Origin of the sequence: Stenotrophomonas sp. CCNWLW57 (genome assembly GCF_037203925.1) — a bacterium.
GTDB classification, from domain to species: domain Bacteria; phylum Pseudomonadota; class Gammaproteobacteria; order Xanthomonadales; family Xanthomonadaceae; genus Stenotrophomonas; species Stenotrophomonas rhizophila_A.
On sequence record NZ_JBBCBJ010000001.1, the window covers coordinates 610,757 to 627,348 of the forward strand.

General features: G+C 67.2%; 15 protein-coding genes and 2 riboswitches. Of the genes, 7 read left to right on the top strand and 8 right to left on the bottom strand.

Annotation, left to right across the window (positions count from 1 at the left end; genetic code table 11):
• Positions 1–100 precede the first annotated feature (100 nt).
• Positions 101–1,411: an NAD(P)/FAD-dependent oxidoreductase gene (locus V9K91_RS02725; protein ID WP_336442644.1), complete on the top strand. Its 1,311-nt coding sequence runs from the start codon at positions 101–103 to the stop codon at positions 1,409–1,411.
• On the opposite strand, the gene V9K91_RS02730 is transcribed toward V9K91_RS02725, so the two are convergent.
• Together V9K91_RS02730 and V9K91_RS02735 are read right to left on the bottom strand one after the other, a co-directional pair.
• A complete protein-coding gene (locus V9K91_RS02730; RefSeq protein WP_336442645.1) occupies positions 1,384–1,701 on the bottom strand; it encodes a hypothetical protein in 318 nt (105 codons plus the stop codon). The two genes, V9K91_RS02725 and V9K91_RS02730, sit on opposite strands and share 28 nt — an antisense overlap.
• Positions 1,698–1,970 carry a GIY-YIG nuclease family protein gene (locus V9K91_RS02735; protein WP_093534768.1) on the bottom strand — a complete coding sequence of 91 codons (273 nt, stop codon included), beginning with the start codon at positions 1,968–1,970 and terminating at the stop codon, positions 1,698–1,700. The genes V9K91_RS02730 and V9K91_RS02735 overlap by 4 nt, the downstream gene beginning before the upstream one ends.
• A gap of 44 nt (positions 1,971–2,014) precedes the next feature.
• Positions 2,015–2,097: riboswitch (glycine riboswitch) on the top strand.
• A gap of 20 nt (positions 2,098–2,117) precedes the next feature.
• Positions 2,118–2,208: riboswitch (glycine riboswitch) on the top strand.
• 83 nt (positions 2,209–2,291) lie between these two features.
• Here V9K91_RS02735 and V9K91_RS02740 point away from each other — a divergent pair.
• On the top strand, positions 2,292–2,909 hold the full coding sequence (locus V9K91_RS02740) for a trimeric intracellular cation channel family protein (RefSeq protein ID WP_068854189.1): 618 nt from the start codon (positions 2,292–2,294) through the stop codon (positions 2,907–2,909).
• On the opposite strand, the gene V9K91_RS02745 is transcribed toward V9K91_RS02740, so the two are convergent.
• The 3 genes from V9K91_RS02745 to V9K91_RS02755 form a co-directional block, all read right to left on the bottom strand.
• The gene (locus tag V9K91_RS02745) at positions 2,906–3,343 is read right to left on the bottom strand and encodes a GNAT family N-acetyltransferase (protein ID WP_337308171.1); all 438 of its coding nucleotides are present in this window, start codon (positions 3,341–3,343) and stop codon (positions 2,906–2,908) included. The genes V9K91_RS02740 and V9K91_RS02745 overlap by 4 nt on opposite strands.
• 46 nt (positions 3,344–3,389) lie before the next feature.
• On the bottom strand, positions 3,390–3,695 hold the full coding sequence (locus V9K91_RS02750; RefSeq protein ID WP_068854191.1) for a DUF1778 domain-containing protein: 306 nt from the start codon (positions 3,693–3,695) through the stop codon (positions 3,390–3,392).
• Positions 3,696–3,842: 147 nt separating this feature from the next.
• Positions 3,843–4,916 (bottom strand): 3-deoxy-7-phosphoheptulonate synthase, encoded by a 1,074-nt coding sequence (locus V9K91_RS02755; protein ID WP_068854192.1) that lies wholly within the window; start codon positions 4,914–4,916, stop codon positions 3,843–3,845.
• A gap of 302 nt (positions 4,917–5,218) precedes the next feature.
• Between V9K91_RS02755 and V9K91_RS02760 the strand changes: the two genes are divergently transcribed.
• Positions 5,219–6,382 (top strand): serine hydrolase domain-containing protein, encoded by a 1,164-nt coding sequence (locus V9K91_RS02760; protein WP_095363057.1) that lies wholly within the window; start codon positions 5,219–5,221, stop codon positions 6,380–6,382.
• A gap of 69 nt (positions 6,383–6,451) precedes the next feature.
• On the opposite strand, the gene groL is transcribed toward V9K91_RS02760, so the two are convergent.
• A complete protein-coding gene (gene groL, locus V9K91_RS02765) occupies positions 6,452–8,101 on the bottom strand; it encodes a chaperonin GroEL (protein WP_093534776.1) in 1,650 nt (549 codons plus the stop codon).
• A gap of 90 nt (positions 8,102–8,191) precedes the next feature.
• The gene (locus tag V9K91_RS02770; protein ID WP_068854195.1) at positions 8,192–8,479 is read right to left on the bottom strand and encodes a co-chaperone GroES; all 288 of its coding nucleotides are present in this window, start codon (positions 8,477–8,479) and stop codon (positions 8,192–8,194) included.
• 279 nt (positions 8,480–8,758) lie between these two features.
• Here V9K91_RS02770 and V9K91_RS02775 point away from each other — a divergent pair, with 279 nt between their 5' ends.
• The 4 genes from V9K91_RS02775 to V9K91_RS02790 all read left to right on the top strand — a co-directional run bounded on the left by V9K91_RS02775 (position 8,759) and on the right by V9K91_RS02790 (position 13,976).
• Positions 8,759–10,543: an endonuclease gene (locus V9K91_RS02775; protein WP_249833191.1), complete on the top strand. Its 1,785-nt coding sequence runs from the start codon at positions 8,759–8,761 to the stop codon at positions 10,541–10,543.
• A gap of 147 nt (positions 10,544–10,690) precedes the next feature.
• The gene (cutA, locus tag V9K91_RS02780; RefSeq protein ID WP_068854197.1) at positions 10,691–11,029 is read left to right on the top strand and encodes a divalent-cation tolerance protein CutA; all 339 of its coding nucleotides are present in this window, start codon (positions 10,691–10,693) and stop codon (positions 11,027–11,029) included.
• The gene (locus tag V9K91_RS02785; RefSeq protein WP_249833192.1) at positions 11,029–13,395 is read left to right on the top strand and encodes a protein-disulfide reductase DsbD domain-containing protein; all 2,367 of its coding nucleotides are present in this window, start codon (positions 11,029–11,031) and stop codon (positions 13,393–13,395) included. The genes cutA and V9K91_RS02785 overlap by 1 nt, the downstream gene beginning before the upstream one ends.
• A complete protein-coding gene (locus tag V9K91_RS02790; protein WP_095363059.1) occupies positions 13,392–13,976 on the top strand; it encodes a TlpA disulfide reductase family protein in 585 nt (194 codons plus the stop codon). The genes V9K91_RS02785 and V9K91_RS02790 overlap by 4 nt, the downstream gene beginning before the upstream one ends.
• Here V9K91_RS02790 and V9K91_RS02795 read toward each other — a convergent pair.
• Positions 13,952–16,588 (bottom strand): excinuclease ABC subunit UvrA, encoded by a 2,637-nt coding sequence (locus tag V9K91_RS02795; RefSeq protein WP_336442647.1) that lies wholly within the window; start codon positions 16,586–16,588, stop codon positions 13,952–13,954. The two genes, V9K91_RS02790 and V9K91_RS02795, sit on opposite strands and share 25 nt — an antisense overlap.
• Positions 16,589–16,592 lie beyond the last annotated feature (4 nt).

The window sequence follows — 16,592 nt, forward strand, 5'->3', positions numbered from 1 at the left end:
GCGACGGCTGCTGAACCCAGTATCTGCCATCCACGTGAATATCGCGCGTCACGTGCGAACATGCAGTGCTTCGCTTCGACCCCCGCCAAGGAGTCATTGCATGACCCGCGATTCCCTGCCCCACCTGGTCATCATCGGTGGCGGCTTCGCCGGCCTCTGGGCCACCCGCGCGCTGGCCAGCGCGCGCATCCGCATCACCCTGGTGGACCGTCGCAACCACCATCTGTTCCAGCCGCTGCTGTACCAGGTCGCCACCGCCGGCCTGTCCGCACCCGACATCGCCGCGCCGCTGCGCCACATCCTGGGCGACCAGCGCAATGTTGAAGTGCGGCTGAGCGAGGTGACCTCGATCGACAAGGCCAGCCGCCAGATCACCCTGGCCGACGGCAGCCAGCTCGGCTACGACACCCTGATGCTGTGCACCGGCGCCACCCACGCCTATTTCGGGCACGACGAGTGGGCCGCCGACGCGCCTGGCCTGAAGACCCTGGACGATGCGATCGCACTGCGCCGCAAACTGCTGCTGGCCTTCGAACGCGCCGAGGCCGAGCCGGATCCGGCACGCAAAGCGGCGTGGCTGAGCTTCGCGGTGGTTGGCGGCGGCCCCACCGGGGTGGAACTGGCCGGCACCTTGGCCGAGATCGCGCGGCACACGCTACGCAACGAGTTCCGCCATATCGATCCGGCCAGCGCCAAGGTGCGGCTGGTCGAAGCCGGGCCGCGGGTGCTGTCCAGCTTCCCCGAGGTGCTTTCGCTGAAAGCGCGGCGCCAGCTGGAGAAGCTCGGCGTGGAAGTGCTGACCGGTACGGCGGTGAGCCACATCGACGGCGAGGGCTTCCAGCTCGGCGAGCAGTTCGTTGCCGCGCGCACGGTGGTGTGGGCCGCGGGCGTGGCCGCTTCGCCGCTGGCGCGGACGCTGGAGGTGCCGTTGGACCGCGCCGGACGGGTGCCGGTGCAGCCCGACCTCACCCTGGCCGGACACCCGGAGATCTTCGTCGCCGGTGACCTGGCCGCGCTGCAGCAGGCCGATGGACGGCCGGTGCCGGGCGTTGCCCCGGCCGCCAAGCAGATGGGCAAGCATGTGGCCGCGACAATTCGTGCGCGGCTGGACGGCAAGCCGTCACCCGGGCCGTTCAAGTACCAGGACTTCGGCAACCTGGCCACGATCGGGCGCATGGCTGCCATCGTGCATCTGGGCCGGCTGCAATTGTCGGGCGTGCTGGCCTGGTGGTTCTGGCTGGCCGCGCACGTGTTCTTCCTGATCGGGTTCCGCAACCGGATCGTGGTGCTGCTCAACTGGGCCGTGGCGTATTGGAGCTACCAGCGCAGCGCGCGGATCATCTTCGGTGATGACCGCGAGGACCGGCGGCCGAAGCCATCCGATCAGGGATCGTTGCCGGGCGCGAGGTGAACGTCCCAGGTGCACAGGAAATCCGGATCGCTGATGGTCAGCGCCATCGAGCGCAGGGTGTATTCGCCTGGAGCGGCCGGCGTGTAGTGGTCCAGCGTGGGCGGCAGGAACAGCTCCTCGCCGTCCACTGCGCTGGCCAGTACCACGCCCTCGTCGTCATTGATGCGCAGCACGTGCCCGGCCATCTGGCGGTGCTCCAGGGCGTTGCCTTGGGCGTCAAGGTAGGTGATGCCGGCGAGCACGGTCCTGCCGATCATTGCGCGCGCCTTGGCCGGGTCGATTCCGGTCATGTCTCGGCACTCCGTTGCTGCAGCCAGGCCAGTTTGCGTGCGCGCGGCTGGCGCTTGAGCTCGCATTCGGCCTTGGAAGCTGCCGAGCGGTTGGGATACGCGCGCACCGCCAGCAGCTTCACTGGTGGATTGGCGCGGGTGTAGCGCGCGCCTTTGCCGCACAGGTGTGCCTGGAAGCGGGCATCCACGTCGTTGCTGATGCCGGCGTAATAGCTGCCGTTGCGGCATTCCAGCAGGTAGACGTACCAGGGGGCGGGTTCAGCGGGCATACCGGGATTATCCACCGGCGGGGGCGTGCTGGCTGCTAGAATCGGACCCGGATGCAGGAGAGAGGCGCCGCGCTGGCGCCCGCCGAAGGCGCAGGCTCCCATAATCGCTCAGGCCGGTGGCTCGATACGCCACCAACCATGCATCCAACACGCCGATCTGGAGAGAGGTCTTCAATGACCCGCCGAAGGGGCACGTGGCCTGGCCACTGAACTCTCAGGCAAAAGGACAGCGGGAGCGGCAACGGAATCCCACCCCACGACAGTGCTGCGGCGCTGGCGCGTGCGCGTTTCCGTCCCCGCCTGCCCCTCCGGAGCCGTTGCATGCTGCTGTCCATCATCTACCTCATCGCCATTTCCGCCGAAGCCATGACCGGCGCGCTGTCTGCCGGTCGTCGGCGGATGGACCTGTTCGGCGTGGTCATCATCGCCTGCGTCACGGCCCTGGGCGGCGGGTCACTGCGCGACATCGTGCTGGGCCACTACCCGCTGGGCTGGGTCAAGCACCCCGAGTACCTGGGCTTCACCATATGTGCGGCGCTGATCGCCACCTGGGTGGCGCGCTGGATGCACCACTTCCGCCGCACCTTCCTGGTGCTCGATGGCCTGGGCCTGATCTGCTTCACCCTGATCGGCTGCGCGGTGGCGCGCGACGGCGGCCACGCGGTGCCGATCGTGCTCATCGCCGGCATGCTCACCGGCGCCTTCGGCGGCGTGCTGCGCGACGTGCTGTGCAACGAGGTGCCGCTGATCTTCCAGAAGGAGCTGTACGCGGTGATCACCCTGCTTACCGGCGCGGCATGGCTGGGCCTGCTCGAACTGGGTGTGTCGCTCAACGCCGCCACGTTGTGGTGCCTGGGCGGCGGCTTCGCCTTCCGCCTGCTCGCGATCCACTTCAAGTGGGAGATGCCGAAGTTCGTGTACCGCGACGAGGTGCATTAGCACGCAAGGGGCAGCATCAGCGTCAGAGGGTGAATGGGTGAAGCGATGAAACCGTGCTTGAGGTAGAACGCCTTGGCGGGCTCATCGATGGCATGGCAGAGCAACGCCCGTGCGCCGACCTGACCGCACGCCTGCAGCGAACGTAGCACCGCATCCTTCAACAAGCCCTGGCCAATGCCTTGCCCCGCGCTGTCCGCATGTACCGCCAACCGCCCCAACACGATGACCGGAATGGGATCGGGCATGTTGCGGCGGATTCGTCCGGGCACGGCGTCATGCGCTATCGAACCGGCTGAGAGCGCGTAGTAACCGACGACGCGACGCTTCTCATCGCAGGCAACGAAGCATCTGGATGCGCCGGATGCCTGGTTCTGGCGTGCGCGTTCAAGCAGCCATTTCGCCAGGGCTGGAGCGCTGCAGCGGAAGTCATCCAACAGATGATCCGCATGCAGCGGTGTTGGAGCGGAGAGCCACAAGGCCTCAGCGTTCCCAGGGCGCCGGCGTGCTCAACAACCGGCGCAGGGCAAGGTTGTCCTCCAGCGGTGCGTCCAGCAGCGCATTGAAGCGCTGCAGCTGCTCGGCATTCAACGTGAACTGCGTCTGGTCGGCCAGCACCTCGCGCGCCCTGTCGCACGCGGCATCCAGGATGAACTCGGTGCGATTCACGCCACTGATTGCTACGGCACGATCGATCAGATCCTGCTTATCGGCAGGGGCCCGGAAATTGATGACTTTGCTTGCGGTTCCCATGGGAAGCACCCGCACGTTGCTGGACTGTGCATACATTGTACATACACCCTGTAGGACCCTCAAGTGAGGCCTGCAGTCTGCAGCGCCGGGTGCGCAGTATCCAATTGATTCTCTTTAACAAAACCAGACTTCCGGTAGAGCGGATCTTTCGTGGAGCCGGCCGGCGGCCGGCTCCCTGCGGGGTCAAGCCGCCTCGGCCAGACGCCGTGCGCGCCGCGCACGCACGGCCTCGGCCAGCGCTTCGAGCACCTGCAGCGAACTATCCCAGCCGATGCAACCATCGGTGATGCTCTGGCCGTACACCAGCGGCTGCCCTTCCACCAGTTCCTGGCGGCCAGCCACCAGGTGGCTTTCCACCATCACGCCCACGATGCGCTCTTCGCCTGCCGCCAGCTGTGCATTGATGTCGGCGATCACCTTCGGCTGGTTCTCCGGATTCTTGCTGCTGTTGGCGTGGCTGGCGTCAATCATCAACCGCGCCGGCAGCTGCGCCTTGGCCAGGGTCTGGCTGGCGGCATCCACGCTGGCGGCATCGAAGTTCGGCACCTTGCCGCCGCGCAGGATCACGTGGCAATCCGGGTTGCCGGCGGTGGCGACAATGGCCGTATCGCCCTGTTTGGTCACCGACAGGAAATGATGCGGGTTGGATGCGGCCCCCACTGCGTCGGCGGCGATCTTGATGTTGCCGTCGGTACCGTTCTTGAAGCCGACCGGGCACGACAGCCCGGACGCCAGCTCGCGATGCACCTGGCTTTCGGTGGTACGCGCGCCAATCGCGCCCCAGGCAACCAGGTCGGCGATGTACTGCGGCGAGATCACATCCAGGAACTCCACGCCGGCCGGCAGGCCCAACTTGTTGATGTCGCGCAGCAGGCCGCGCGCAACGCGCAGGCCCTTGTTGATCTGGAAGCTGCCATCCAGGTCCGGGTCGTTGATCAGGCCCTTCCAGCCCACCGTGGTGCGCGGTTTTTCGAAGTAGACGCGCATGACGATTTCCAGTTCGCCCGCGTACGCATCGCGCAGCGGCTTCAGGCGCTGGGCGTACTCGATCGCCGCGACCGGGTCATGGATCGAGCACGGGCCGATCACCACCGCCAGGCGGTCATCGCGGCCGTGCAGGATCTCGTGCAGTGCGGCGCGCGAGGCGCTCACCGTGGAGGAGGCTTCATCGTCGCAGGGCAGCATCGCCAACAGCTGCGCCGGCGGGGTCAACGGTTCGATCTTGCGGATGCGCAGGTCGTCGGTGTGGGGGGGCATGGGGGTGTCTCCTGGAAGGTGGGGGGTCCCCAGCGCGGCGGCAACAAAAAAGCCGCCAGGTGCGCTGGCGGCTTTCGGGAATGCGTCTGAAGGTTTCTTCAGGGTGAGCGCATGCCTTCCTCCGCCGGTGGCTTCGGAAAGTAATACCAAAAGTAGGAATTGGCGTGGCGTGCGTTCATTGGGGAGTATTGATAGCACAGGGGTTTGGGAGTGCCAACTGTTTCATTCGCAACTGGGGTGCAGTGTTCAGGGCTGCAAGCCCGACGGTACGATTGGCGCTGAGACCCGGAGGAGTGCCGTGCATGCGCCCGTTCGTCCTGATGTTCTCCCTGTTGATGCCAGCGTCCGCTGCGCTGGCCGCCGCCCCACCCCACGCGCTGCCGTCCCCGCCCGCGGTGGATGCGCAGATGCAGCGTCTGATGCGGGAAACCCAGGCCCAGGGGCTGGCGTTGGCCGTGATCGATGACGGCAAGGTCGCGCAGGTGCACGCGGCCGGCAAACGCAATGCGGCCGGCGAGCCGCTGCAGCCAGACACCATCATGTACGCCGCGTCGCTGACCAAGGCGGCGTTTGCCTACATGGTGCTGCAGCTCGTGGACGACGGCATGCTGGATCTGGATCTCCCCATCGCCGCCTACCTGGACCGTCCACTACCGGACTATCCGGCCGATAAGCGCTACGCGCCCTGGCCCGACCTGAAGGACGACCCGCGCTGGCAGCAGATCACCCCGCGCATGCTGCTCAGCCACCGCAGCGGTTTCTCCAACTTCGCCTTCCTTGAACCGGAGGGAAAACTGCGGCTGCATTTCGACCCGGGCACGCGGTATGCGTATTCCGGGGAAGGGCTGATCCTGCTTCAGTTCGTGCTCGAACAGGGCGTAGGCCTGGACGTGGGCAGGGAAATGCAGCGGAGGGTGTTTGATCGCCTCGGCATGACCCGTACCAGCATGACCTGGCGCGCGGACTTCGCCGGCAACCTGGCCGACGGCTGGACACAGGACGGCAGCACCGAACCGCATGACGAGCGCAGCCGTGTGCGAGCGGCTGGTTCGATGGACACCACCATCACCGATATCGCGCGGCTTGCCGCCGCCCTGGTGAGCGGTAAAGGCCTTTCACCTGCATCGCGGCGTGAGCTGGTGCGCGCGCAGTGGCCGATCACCACCGCATCGCAGTTCCCCACGCTGCAGGACGAACTGCCCCCGGCGAAGCGGCGTGCCGACCTTGCCGCCGGGCTGGGCGTGGTGGTGTTCGATGGCCCGCAGGGCCATGGCTTCTACAAAGGCGGGCATGACGATGCGGTGGGTAACACGATGGTCTGCCTGGAACGTGGCCAGCGCTGCGTGGTGATCCTGGGCAACGATGTGCGCGCCGAAGCGGCATTCCCCGCACTGGTGCGCTACGTTTTGGGTGACACCGCCGTGCCGTGGACCTGGGAATACGGCAACAAGGTGTTTGTCCCATAACGAAAGAACCCCGCCTTTCGGCGGGGTTCTTCGTTTACAGCACGACAGGGTGTCGCGTGTGCGGGGACCTTAGAAGTCCATGCCGCCCATGCCACCCATGCCGCCCATGCCGCCGCCTGCTGCGCCGGCGCCGTCATCCTTCTTCGGCGCTTCGGCCACCATCGCTTCGGTGGTGATCATCAGGCCGGCGATCGAGGCAGCGTTCTGCAGGGCAGAACGGGTCACCTTGGTCGGATCCAGGATGCCGAACTGCAGCATGTCGCCGAACTCGCCGGTGGCGGCGTTGTAGCCGTAGCTGCCGGTGCCTTCCTTGACCTTGTTGACGATCACGGACGGCTCTTCGCCGGCGTTGGCGACGATTTCACGCAGCGGGGCTTCCATCGCGCGCAGGGCGATCTGGATGCCGTGGTTCTGGTCTTCGTTGGCACCCTTCAGGCCAGCCAGCGCGGTGACCGCACGGACCAGGGCAACACCGCCGCCCGGCACCACGCCTTCTTCGACCGCCGCACGGGTAGCGTGCAGGGCGTCGTCGACGCGGTCCTTCTTTTCCTTCATTTCGATTTCGGTCGACGCACCGACCTTGATCACGGCAACACCGCCGGCCAGCTTGGCCACGCGTTCCTGCAGCTTCTCACGGTCGTAATCGGACGAGGTGTCTTCGATCTGGGTCTTGATGCGGGCCACGCGTGCCTGCACCGCGTCCTGGTCGCCCTGGCCGTCGACGATGGTGGTGTTTTCCTTGGAAACCTGCACCTTCTTCGCGCGGCCGAGGTCGGCGATGGTCGCCTTCTCCAGCGACAGGCCGATTTCTTCGGAGATCACGGTGCCGCCGGTCAGGGTGGCCATGTCTTCCAGCATCGCCTTGCGACGGTCGCCGAAGCCCGGTGCCTTGACGGCCACGACCTTGACGATGCCGCGGATGGTGTTGACCACCAGGGTCGCCAGCGCTTCGCCTTCGACTTCTTCGGCCACGATCAGCAGCGGCTTGCCGGCCTTGGCGACGCCTTCCAGCACCGGCAGCAGGTCACGCACGTTGGAGATCTTCTTGTCGTGCAGCAGGATGTACGGATCATCCAGGTCGGCGGTCTGCGCCTGCTGGTTGTTGATGAAGTACGGGGACAGGTAGCCGCGGTCGAACTGCATGCCCTTGACCACGTCCAGCTCGTTTTCCAGGCCCGAGCCTTCTTCAACGGTGATCACGCCTTCCTTGCCGACTTCACGCATCGCCTCGGCGATGATGTTGCCGATCGACTCATCCGAGTTGGCCGAGATCGTACCGACCTGGGCAATCGCCTTGTCGTCGGCGGTGGGCTTGGAGATGTTCTTCAGCTCGGCGACGGCGGCGACCACGGCCTTGTCGATACCGCGCTTGAGGTCCATCGGGTTCATGCCGGCAGCCACGGCCTTGGCGCCTTCGCGGATCAGGGCCTGGGCCAGCACGGTGGCGGTGGTGGTGCCGTCGCCGGCGTCATCGTTGGTACGCGAGGCGACTTCCTTCACCATCTGCGCGCCCATGTTCTCGAACTTGTCAGCCAGTTCGATTTCCTTGGCGACGGACACGCCGTCCTTGGTAATGGTCGGGGCGCCGAAGCTCTTTTCGAGCACGACGTTGCGGCCCTTCGGGCCCAGGGTGGCCTTGACGGCATTGGCGAGAACGTTGACGCCGCGCACCATGCGGGCGCGGGCGTCTTCACCGAAACGAATTTCCTTGGCAGCCATTGCGATTACCTTTTATGTGGCGCCGGGCGATGCCCGGCTGCGTTGATCTGAAAAAAGAAGAAGCGGCGGGGCAAGCCCGGCGGCGCAAACTCAGCCGATGACGGCGAGGATGTCGTCTTCGCGCAGGACCTTGTATTCCACGCCTTCGCTCTTGTAGGTGCTGCCGGCGTACTGGCCGTAGATCACCTTGTCGCCAACCTTCAGCGACGGCGCGCGCACGCTGCCGTTGTCCAGCGGCTTGCCCGGGCCCACGGCCACGACTTCACCCTTGGTCGACTTTTCCTTGGCCGAGTCGGGGATGACGATGCCGCCGGCGGAGACTTCGTCGGCTTCGATCGGCTTGACCACAACGCGGTCGTGAAGCGGCTTGATGTTCATGCGTGCCTCTTAAGTTGTTGATTGGTTTGAAAAAGTCCGGCGATCTTAGCACTCACCCCAGGTGACTGCCAGCACCGCTCGTGAAAAAACCCGCCAGTGCGGGACAGGGCAGAGATGGTGCTGTCCCGAGCCCTTTCAAGGGGGTGCCGACGAATTCCCCCAGACCGCCATTTTCTTGACGCACGTCCCACTGCGGAGTGCCGAATCCGACAAATCGATAGATGTGTCATATGGATTAGCTAGATTCGGCCGGCAAAACCCAATCACAAGGAGACGTAGATGAGGTTGCTCACACCGCTGTCCCTGGGGTGCCTGTTGGCGCTGGCCGCCGGTTCCGCCCAGGCGGACGTATTCATCAATGAACTGCACTACGACGACAGCACCCCGGCCGGGGATGTCGGCGAAGCCATCGAGGTGGTCGCCACCGGCGGCGAGGACCTCAGTACCTACCGGCTGTACCTGTACAACGGCAGCACCCCGTCGGCGGCCACGGTCTATGCCAACAACGCCGTGCCGGCCGGTACCGCCGCCGGCTGCGGCAAGGCCAGCATCGCCACCGTCACCTACCCCACCAACGGCCTGCAGAACGGCGCCAACGACGGCATCGCGCTGGTGGATGCCAGCGGCAAGGTCATCCAGTTCATCAGCTACGAAGGCACCATCACCGCCTCCGGCGGCCCGGCCGCCGGGCTGACCAGCCAGAACATCCCGGTCAGCGAGAGCAACAGCACCGCCCCGGGCACCTCCCTGCAGCTCACCGGCAGCGGCAGCCAGTACACCCACTTCACCTGGGCCGGATCGGCGGCGCAGACCTTCGGTGCCTGCAACACCGGCCAGACCTTCAGCGGCGGCGGCAGCACCGGGCCCAACACCCCGCCGTCGGTGAGCACCACCACCCCGGAACAGGGCGCAACCAGCTTCCCGGCCGCTGCCGACCTGGCCGTGACCTTCAGTGAAAGCGTCACCGTCAGCGCCGGTGCGTTTGCCCTGAGCTGCGGCCAGTCCGGCACGGTGCCGCTCACCCACGCCAGCAGCGGTACCCGCTTCACCCTGTCGACCAACACCGCGCTGGTGGCCGGTGAAGCCTGCCGCTTCGACATCCGTGCCGCGCGCATCAAGGACGCCCAGGGCGCACGCCCGGCGGCCGATACCCGCATCGCCTTCACCGTGGCCAGCGGCGGTACCGACCCCGGTCCCGACCCGGATCCGGGCAGCTACTACTCGAAGGTCAACACCTCCAGCCCCAGCCAGCTGCGCTGCTCGCTGCACGCCACCATCAAGGGCCACACCTCGTATCCGTACAGCGGCTCGGGCACCAGCACCTGGACCATCCTGGAAATCGCCGACGAGGATCCCAACAACAGCGGCCGCATCCTGGACGCGTACCGCAACCGCAGCTACGCCAAGGTCACCGACCGGGCCGGCACCGGCAGCGGGTTGACCTACAACCGCGAGCACACCTGGCCCAATTCACTGGGCTTTGCCAGCACCACCGGCGACAAGGGACTGCCCTACGCGCCCTATACCGATACCCACATGCTGTACCTGACCGATGCGCAGTGGAACGCGGACCGCGGCAACAAGCCGTTCGCCAAGTGCGACAGCAACTGCGGCGAGCGCGCCACCGAGGCCAACAACGGCACCGGCGGCGGCAGTGGCGGCTATCCGGGCAATTCCAACTGGGTGCGCACCCCGGACGGGAATGCCGGCACCTTCGAGGTGTGGGGCCACCGCAAGGGCGACATGGCGCGTGCGGTGATGTACATGGCGATCCGTTATGAGGGCGGCAAGGACGCAGCCACCGGCCAGTCCGAACCGGACCTGGAGCTGACCGACGACCGCAGCAGGATCGTGAAGACCTCGGCCTCGCCGGCCTACATGGGCCTGCTCTCGACCCTGATCGACTGGCACCTGTCCGACCCGCCGGATGCCGCAGAAAAAGCCCGTAATGAAGTGATCTACAGCTTCCAGGGCAACCGCAACCCGTTCATCGACCACCCGGAATGGGGCACGCCTGCCCTGTTCACGTCGGCCAAGCCGGCGACCTGCGAGTTGGCGAACTGAGGCATCCCGAGTTGCCGGCCAGGGGCCGGCACCAGGACAATACGGTGCCCCGGCCACCCGCCGGTGCCACCGGGATTCGATTCTCCGGCCGGTTCCCAGGCGGAACCGGCCGGCATCGCCAGGCCGCGATCTCTATACTCGGCGGTCATGTCGACCCCCGATCCCGTATTCATCCTCCTGACCACCTGCCCCGATGCGGCCACCGCCACGCGGCTGGCGCATGCGCTGGTGGAAGAACGCCTGGCCGCCTGCGTGACCCGGCTGGACGGGGCGCACTCGACCTACCGCTGGCACGGTGAGGTGACCGAGGACGCTGAGGTCCAACTGCTGATCAAGACCACCGGCAGCCGCCTGGATGCGGCCATCGCGCGCGTGCAGGTGCTGCACCCGTATGAACTCCCCGAGTGCATCGCGGTCGAAACCCGCGCCGGCCTGCCGGCGTACCTGGATTGGATTCGGGCCCAGACCCGAGAGGAAACTGATTGATGACGCTGTTTCGTCGTGTTGCGGCGCTGTGCGCGCTGTTCGTGGTGTCCCTGCCGGCACTGGCCGTCAGCGAGAAAGACCTGCTGCCGGTGGATGAAGCCTTCGGGCTGAGCGCGCAGGCGCGCGACCGCGACCGTATCGAGGTGAGCTGGAAGATCGCGCCGGGCTACTACCTCTACCGCCACCGCACTACGGTCAAGAGCGACGCCGGCTTCAGTGCCGAGGCGCTGCAGATGCCGGCCGGCAAGAAGCACCACGATGACTTCTTCGGCGAAGTGGAAACCTACCGTGAGCGGCTGACCGCCGTACTGCCCGGCAAGGCTGCCGACGGTGCTGAAACGGTGACGCTGGAAGTGCGTTACCAGGGCTGCGCCGATGCCGGCGTGTGCTACCCGCCGCAGAAGCGCAGCGTGCAGGTCACGCTGCCGGGTGGCAGCGCCCGTGCCGACAGCGCCATGACCCCGGCCTTGGGCGCCGCCGCCGCGTCGCCGTTCAACAACCCGCTGGCCGGCAATGCTGCCGGTGGCCTGCGCCTGCCCGGCGCGGCCAGCACCCCGTCACTGCCGCTGCCGTCCGAACGCGCCTTCGGCTTCGAAGCCATCGTCGGCGATGGCAATACCGTGCTGCTGCGTTTCAGTCCGGCGCCGGGCTACTACCTCTACCGCGACCGCACTTCGCTGAAGCTGGAAGGCGCCCCGGGCATCCGCGCGGACAAGCCGCTGTGGCCGGCCGCCAAGTCGCACCGCGACGAGCACTTCGGCGATGTGTCGGTGTATTTCGACCAGGTCGATGTGAAGCTGCCGCTGCGCCGCAGCGTGGCCGAGGCCGCCGATGCCACGCTGGTGATCACCTTCCAGGGCTGCCAGACCGATGGCATCTGCTACCCGCCGATGACCCGGCGGGTGAAGCTGGCGCTGCCGGCCGGCAAGGTCAACGCCAGTGCGGGTGAAGAAGCGCGCCGCAGCGAAGTGATCGCCCCGCTGGTGACGCGCGATAAGCGTGCGCAGGAACGCGAGGCCAACGGCATTGCGACCCAGCCGATGCTGATCCGCCCGAACGAACCGGCGCTGGCGCTGCCCGCCGACGGCACGCCCGACGCCAGCGCCGACAACGACCAGCGCACGCGTCCGCCGGGCAGCAGCGGCAGTGCCACGCCGATCACCCTGATCACCGCGTTGCTGCTGGCCCTGGCCGGCGGCCTGATCCTCAACCTCATGCCGTGCGTGCTGCCGATCCTGTCGCTGAAGGTGCTGGGCGTGGCGCAGAGCGGCGAAAGCCGCCAGCGCGCGCGCAGCCACGCGCTCTGGTACACGGCAGGCGTGCTGGTGGCGTTCGCCGCGATTGGCGCACTGGTGCTGGCGCTGCGTGCCGCCGGGCAGGCGGCGGGCTGGGGCTTCCAGCTGCAGCACCCGTGGTTCATTGCCGCACTGGTGTACCTGATGTTCACCGTGGGCTTGAGCCTGTCCGGGGTGTTCACCCTGGGCGGCAGCCTGGGCGGCGTGGGCCAGTCGCTGGCCTCGCGTAGCGGACCGATGGGCGATTTCTTCACCGGCGTGCTCGCCTGCGTGGTGGCCAGCCCGTGCGTGGCGCCGTTCATGGGGGCGCCGCTGGCCTATGCCTTCACCGCACCGGCGGTGCCGGCGATGCTGGTGTTCCTGATGCTGGGCCTCGGCCTGGCGCTGCCGTTCCTGCTGATCGGCTTCGTGCCTTCGCTGGCCAAGCGCCTGCCGCGCCCGGGCGCGTGGATGGAAACGCTGAAGCAGGTGCTGGCCTTCCCGATGTATGCCACCGCGCTGTGGCTGCTGTGGGTGCTGGGCAAACAGCGTGGCGTGGATGCCATGGCACTCGTGCTGGCCGGGCTGGTGGTGCTGGGCCTGGCGCTGTGGTGGTTCGAGCGCAGCCGCTGGCGCAGCCAGCGCGTCGGTGCCGCATTGGCGCTGGTGCTGCTGCTGGGCGCACTCGTGCCGGTGTGGGGCGTGACCCGCATCGCTGCACCGGCCAAAGCCGCACTGGCCGCGGCCGACAACGTGGTGGCCTATTCGCCGCAGATGCTCGACCGGCTGCGCCAGGACAACCGCGTGGTGTTCGTCAACATGACCGCCGACTGGTGCGTGACCTGCAAGGCCAACGAACGCGCGGTGCTGGGCACCCAGGGTTTCGAGGAAACCCTGCGCCGTACCAACGCGGTGTACATGCGCGGTGACTACACCAACGTGGACCCGGAGATCACCGCGTTCCTGGAAGAGCACAAGGCGGTCGGCGTGCCGCTGTACGTGGTCTACGGCCCCGGCGCACCGCCGACCGTGCTGCCCACCGTGCTGACCCAGGCGCTGGTGGAAGAAGCGCTGCTGCGCACCGCGCGATGAGTACCCCGCCGCCCCGTACCTCGTTGATGGTGGTGGCGGCGCTGGCTGCGGCGCTGGGGTTGGGCACCGGCGTGTACTACGTGGCGCGCACGCCACAGGAAACGGGGTTTCCTGCGGTGGGCCGCCCGGCCGCCGCGCCGGCCCAACCCGGCGATGCGATGCCGGCCATCACCCTGCCGGACGTGGATGGCACGCCCGTGGACTTCGCCCGCTTCGGTGGCCGCCCCCTGTTGATCAACGTGTGGGCCAGCTGGTGCGGTCCGTGCGTGGAAGAGATGCCCATGTTGGCCGCGTTTGCCGCTGCACAGCCGGCCGATGGCGTGCAGGTGGTGGGCCTGGCCATCGATACGCCGGACGGCGTACGCGATTTCCTTGACCGCGTGCCGGTGACCTACCCGATCGTGATCGAGCAGCCAGCGCCGGATGACGCCAGCGTGCGCTTGGGCAACGCCCAGGGTCTGCTGCCCTACACGGTGCTGGTGGGCGCGGACGGGAACATCGTCAAGCAGAAACTGGGGCCGTTCGCAGATGGGGAAATCGAGCAGTGGGTAGGCAGTCAGGCGAAGAACCGCCGCAGGTAGCCCGCCGTCCTGCCTGCTTTCGATCGGCTCACCTGCTCGGGTGTTCCCGCCGCCACGATCTGCCCACCCTGCTCGCCCGCGCCGGGACCCACGTCGATCACCCAGTCCGCATCGGCCACCACGCGCAGGTCGTGCTCGACCACCACCACCGTGTTGCCCGCATCCACCAGCCCATGCAGCTGCGCCATCAGCTTGTCCACGTCGGCCGGGTGCAGGCCGGTGGTGGGCTCGTCGAGCACGTACAGGCTGTTGCCGTGCTGGCTGCGCTGCAGTTCGGTGGCCAGCTTGATCCGCTGCGCTTCGCCACCAGACAGTTCCGTGGCCGGCTGGCCCAACCGCAGATAGCCCAGCCCGATGTCGCGCAGCAGCTGCAACGGACGCTGCACGACCGATTCACCGGCAAAGAACGCCAGCGCCTCTTCCACCGTCATCGCCAGCACCTGCGCGATGCTGCGGCCATTCCACTCCACCTCCAGCGTCTTGGCGTTGTAGCGCTGGCCGTGGCAGGTCGGGCATGGTGCGTACACGCTGGGCATGAACAGCAGCTCCACGTGCACGAAGCCTTCGCCTTCGCAGGTTTCGCAGCGGCCCTGCGCCACGTTGAAGGAAAAGCGGCTGGCGCTGTAGCGCCGCGCCTTGGCCATGCGGGTACCGGCGAACAGCTTGCGCACGTGGTCGAACAGGCCGGTGTAGGTGGCCAGGTTGGAACGTGGCGTGCGCCCGATCGGCTTCTGGTCCACGTTCACCAGGCGCTTGATCGCCGTGTGACCGGCATGCAGGCGGCCGCGGGTGCGCTCGATCCGGCTGGGTTGTGGCAGGTCATCGTCCGCATCGGGCGCCACCGGCTCATGGCCCAAGTGCTCACCCACCAGCTCCACCAGCGCCTGGCTGACCAGGCTGGACTTGCCCGAGCCGGAGACACCGGTAACCGCGCAGAACGTGCCCAGCGGGAAGCGTGCATCCAGCCCATGCAGGTTGTTGCGGTGGATGCCGCGCAGCTCCAGCCAGCCGGCAGGCGTGCGCGGGCTGCGGGTGGCACGGTCGTGCTTGCCGAACAGGTAGGGTGCAGTGGCCGAGGCGGCGACGCCGCGCAGCCCCTCGGGCTCACCGCTGTACAGCACCTGCCCACCGTGCTGGCCTGCACCGGGACCGACATCCACCAGCCAATCGGCACGGCGCAGCATCTCCAGATCGTGCTCCACCACGAACAACGTGTTGCCGCCTGCCTTGAGCTGGTCAAGCGCGCCATACAGGGCCTCGCCATCTGCCGGATGCAGGCCGGCGGTGGGCTCATCCAGCACGTACACCACGCCGAACAGGCTGGAGCGGATCTGGGTGGCCAGGCGCAGACGCTGCAGCTCACCCGGCGACAGCGTCGGGGTGGCGCGGTCCATCGACAGGTAGCCCAACCCCAGCGATTCGAGCGTACCGATACGCTCCACCAGATCGTGCGCGATGCGCTGGGCAGCGATACGCTTCTCCTCGGACAGGTCGGGCGTGCGGCGCACGTCACTGCTGCCTGCATGCAGCGGCCCGCCCTTCTCCACCCGCAGCTGTTCGGCCCTGCGCCCGGCCGCGCGGCTGCGCGTTGCCCCCTTTGCCGGCGCGTTGAAGCGGCCTTCCGCCGCCGGCCGCAGCGCCTCGGCCATCGCCGCCAGCGACAGCTGGGACAGCGCGCCGATGTCCATGCCGGCGAAGGTCACCGACAAGGCAGCACGCTTGAGGCGCTTGCCATCGCAGACCGGACAGACCGTACCCACCATGTAGCGCGCCACGCGCTTCTTCATCATGGCGCTCTGGGTGGTGGCGAAGGTGTGCAGCACATAGCGGCGCGCGCCACTGAAGGTGCCCATGTAGCTGGGCTCTTCCTTGCGGCGCAGCGCGGCGCGGGTTTCTGCCGGGGTGAACCCGGCATACACCGGCGCCACCGGCTGCTCGTCGGTGAACAGGATCCAGTCGCGCTGCTTCTTAGGCAGGTCGCGCCAGGGAATGTCAACGTCGTAGCCCAGCGTCACCAGGATGTCACGCTGGTTCTGCCCGTGCCACGCCGGCGGCCATGCGGCGATGGCGCGCTCGCGGATGGTCAGCGAGGGATCGGGCACCATGGACTGTTCGGTCACTTCATACACGTGGCCCAAGCCATGGCAGTTCGGGCAGGCGCCCTGCGGTGTGTTCGGCGAAAAGTCCTCGGCATACAGCATCGGCTGTCTGGCCGGATACGTACCAGCGCGCGAATACAACATGCGCAGCAGGCTGGACAGCGTGGTCACGCTGCCCACGCTGGAGCGTACGCTCGCGGTGCCGCGCTGCTGCTGCAGCGCCACCGCCGGCGGCAGGCCTTCGATGGCATCCACATCAGGCACGCCCACCTGGTCGATCAGGCGGCGCGCATAGGGTGACAACGACTCCAGGTAGCGACGCTGCGCTTCGGCATACAGCGTGCCGAAGGCGAGCGAGGACTTGCCGGATCCCGAAATTCCCGAGAACACCACCAGCGCATCGCGCGGGATGTCCACGTCGACGTTCTTCAGGTTGTGCTCGCGCGCCCCGCGCACGCGGACAAATGCGTTGCGGGTCTGGGCGGGAGACGATGTTTTTCGACGTGTGCTCATGGTG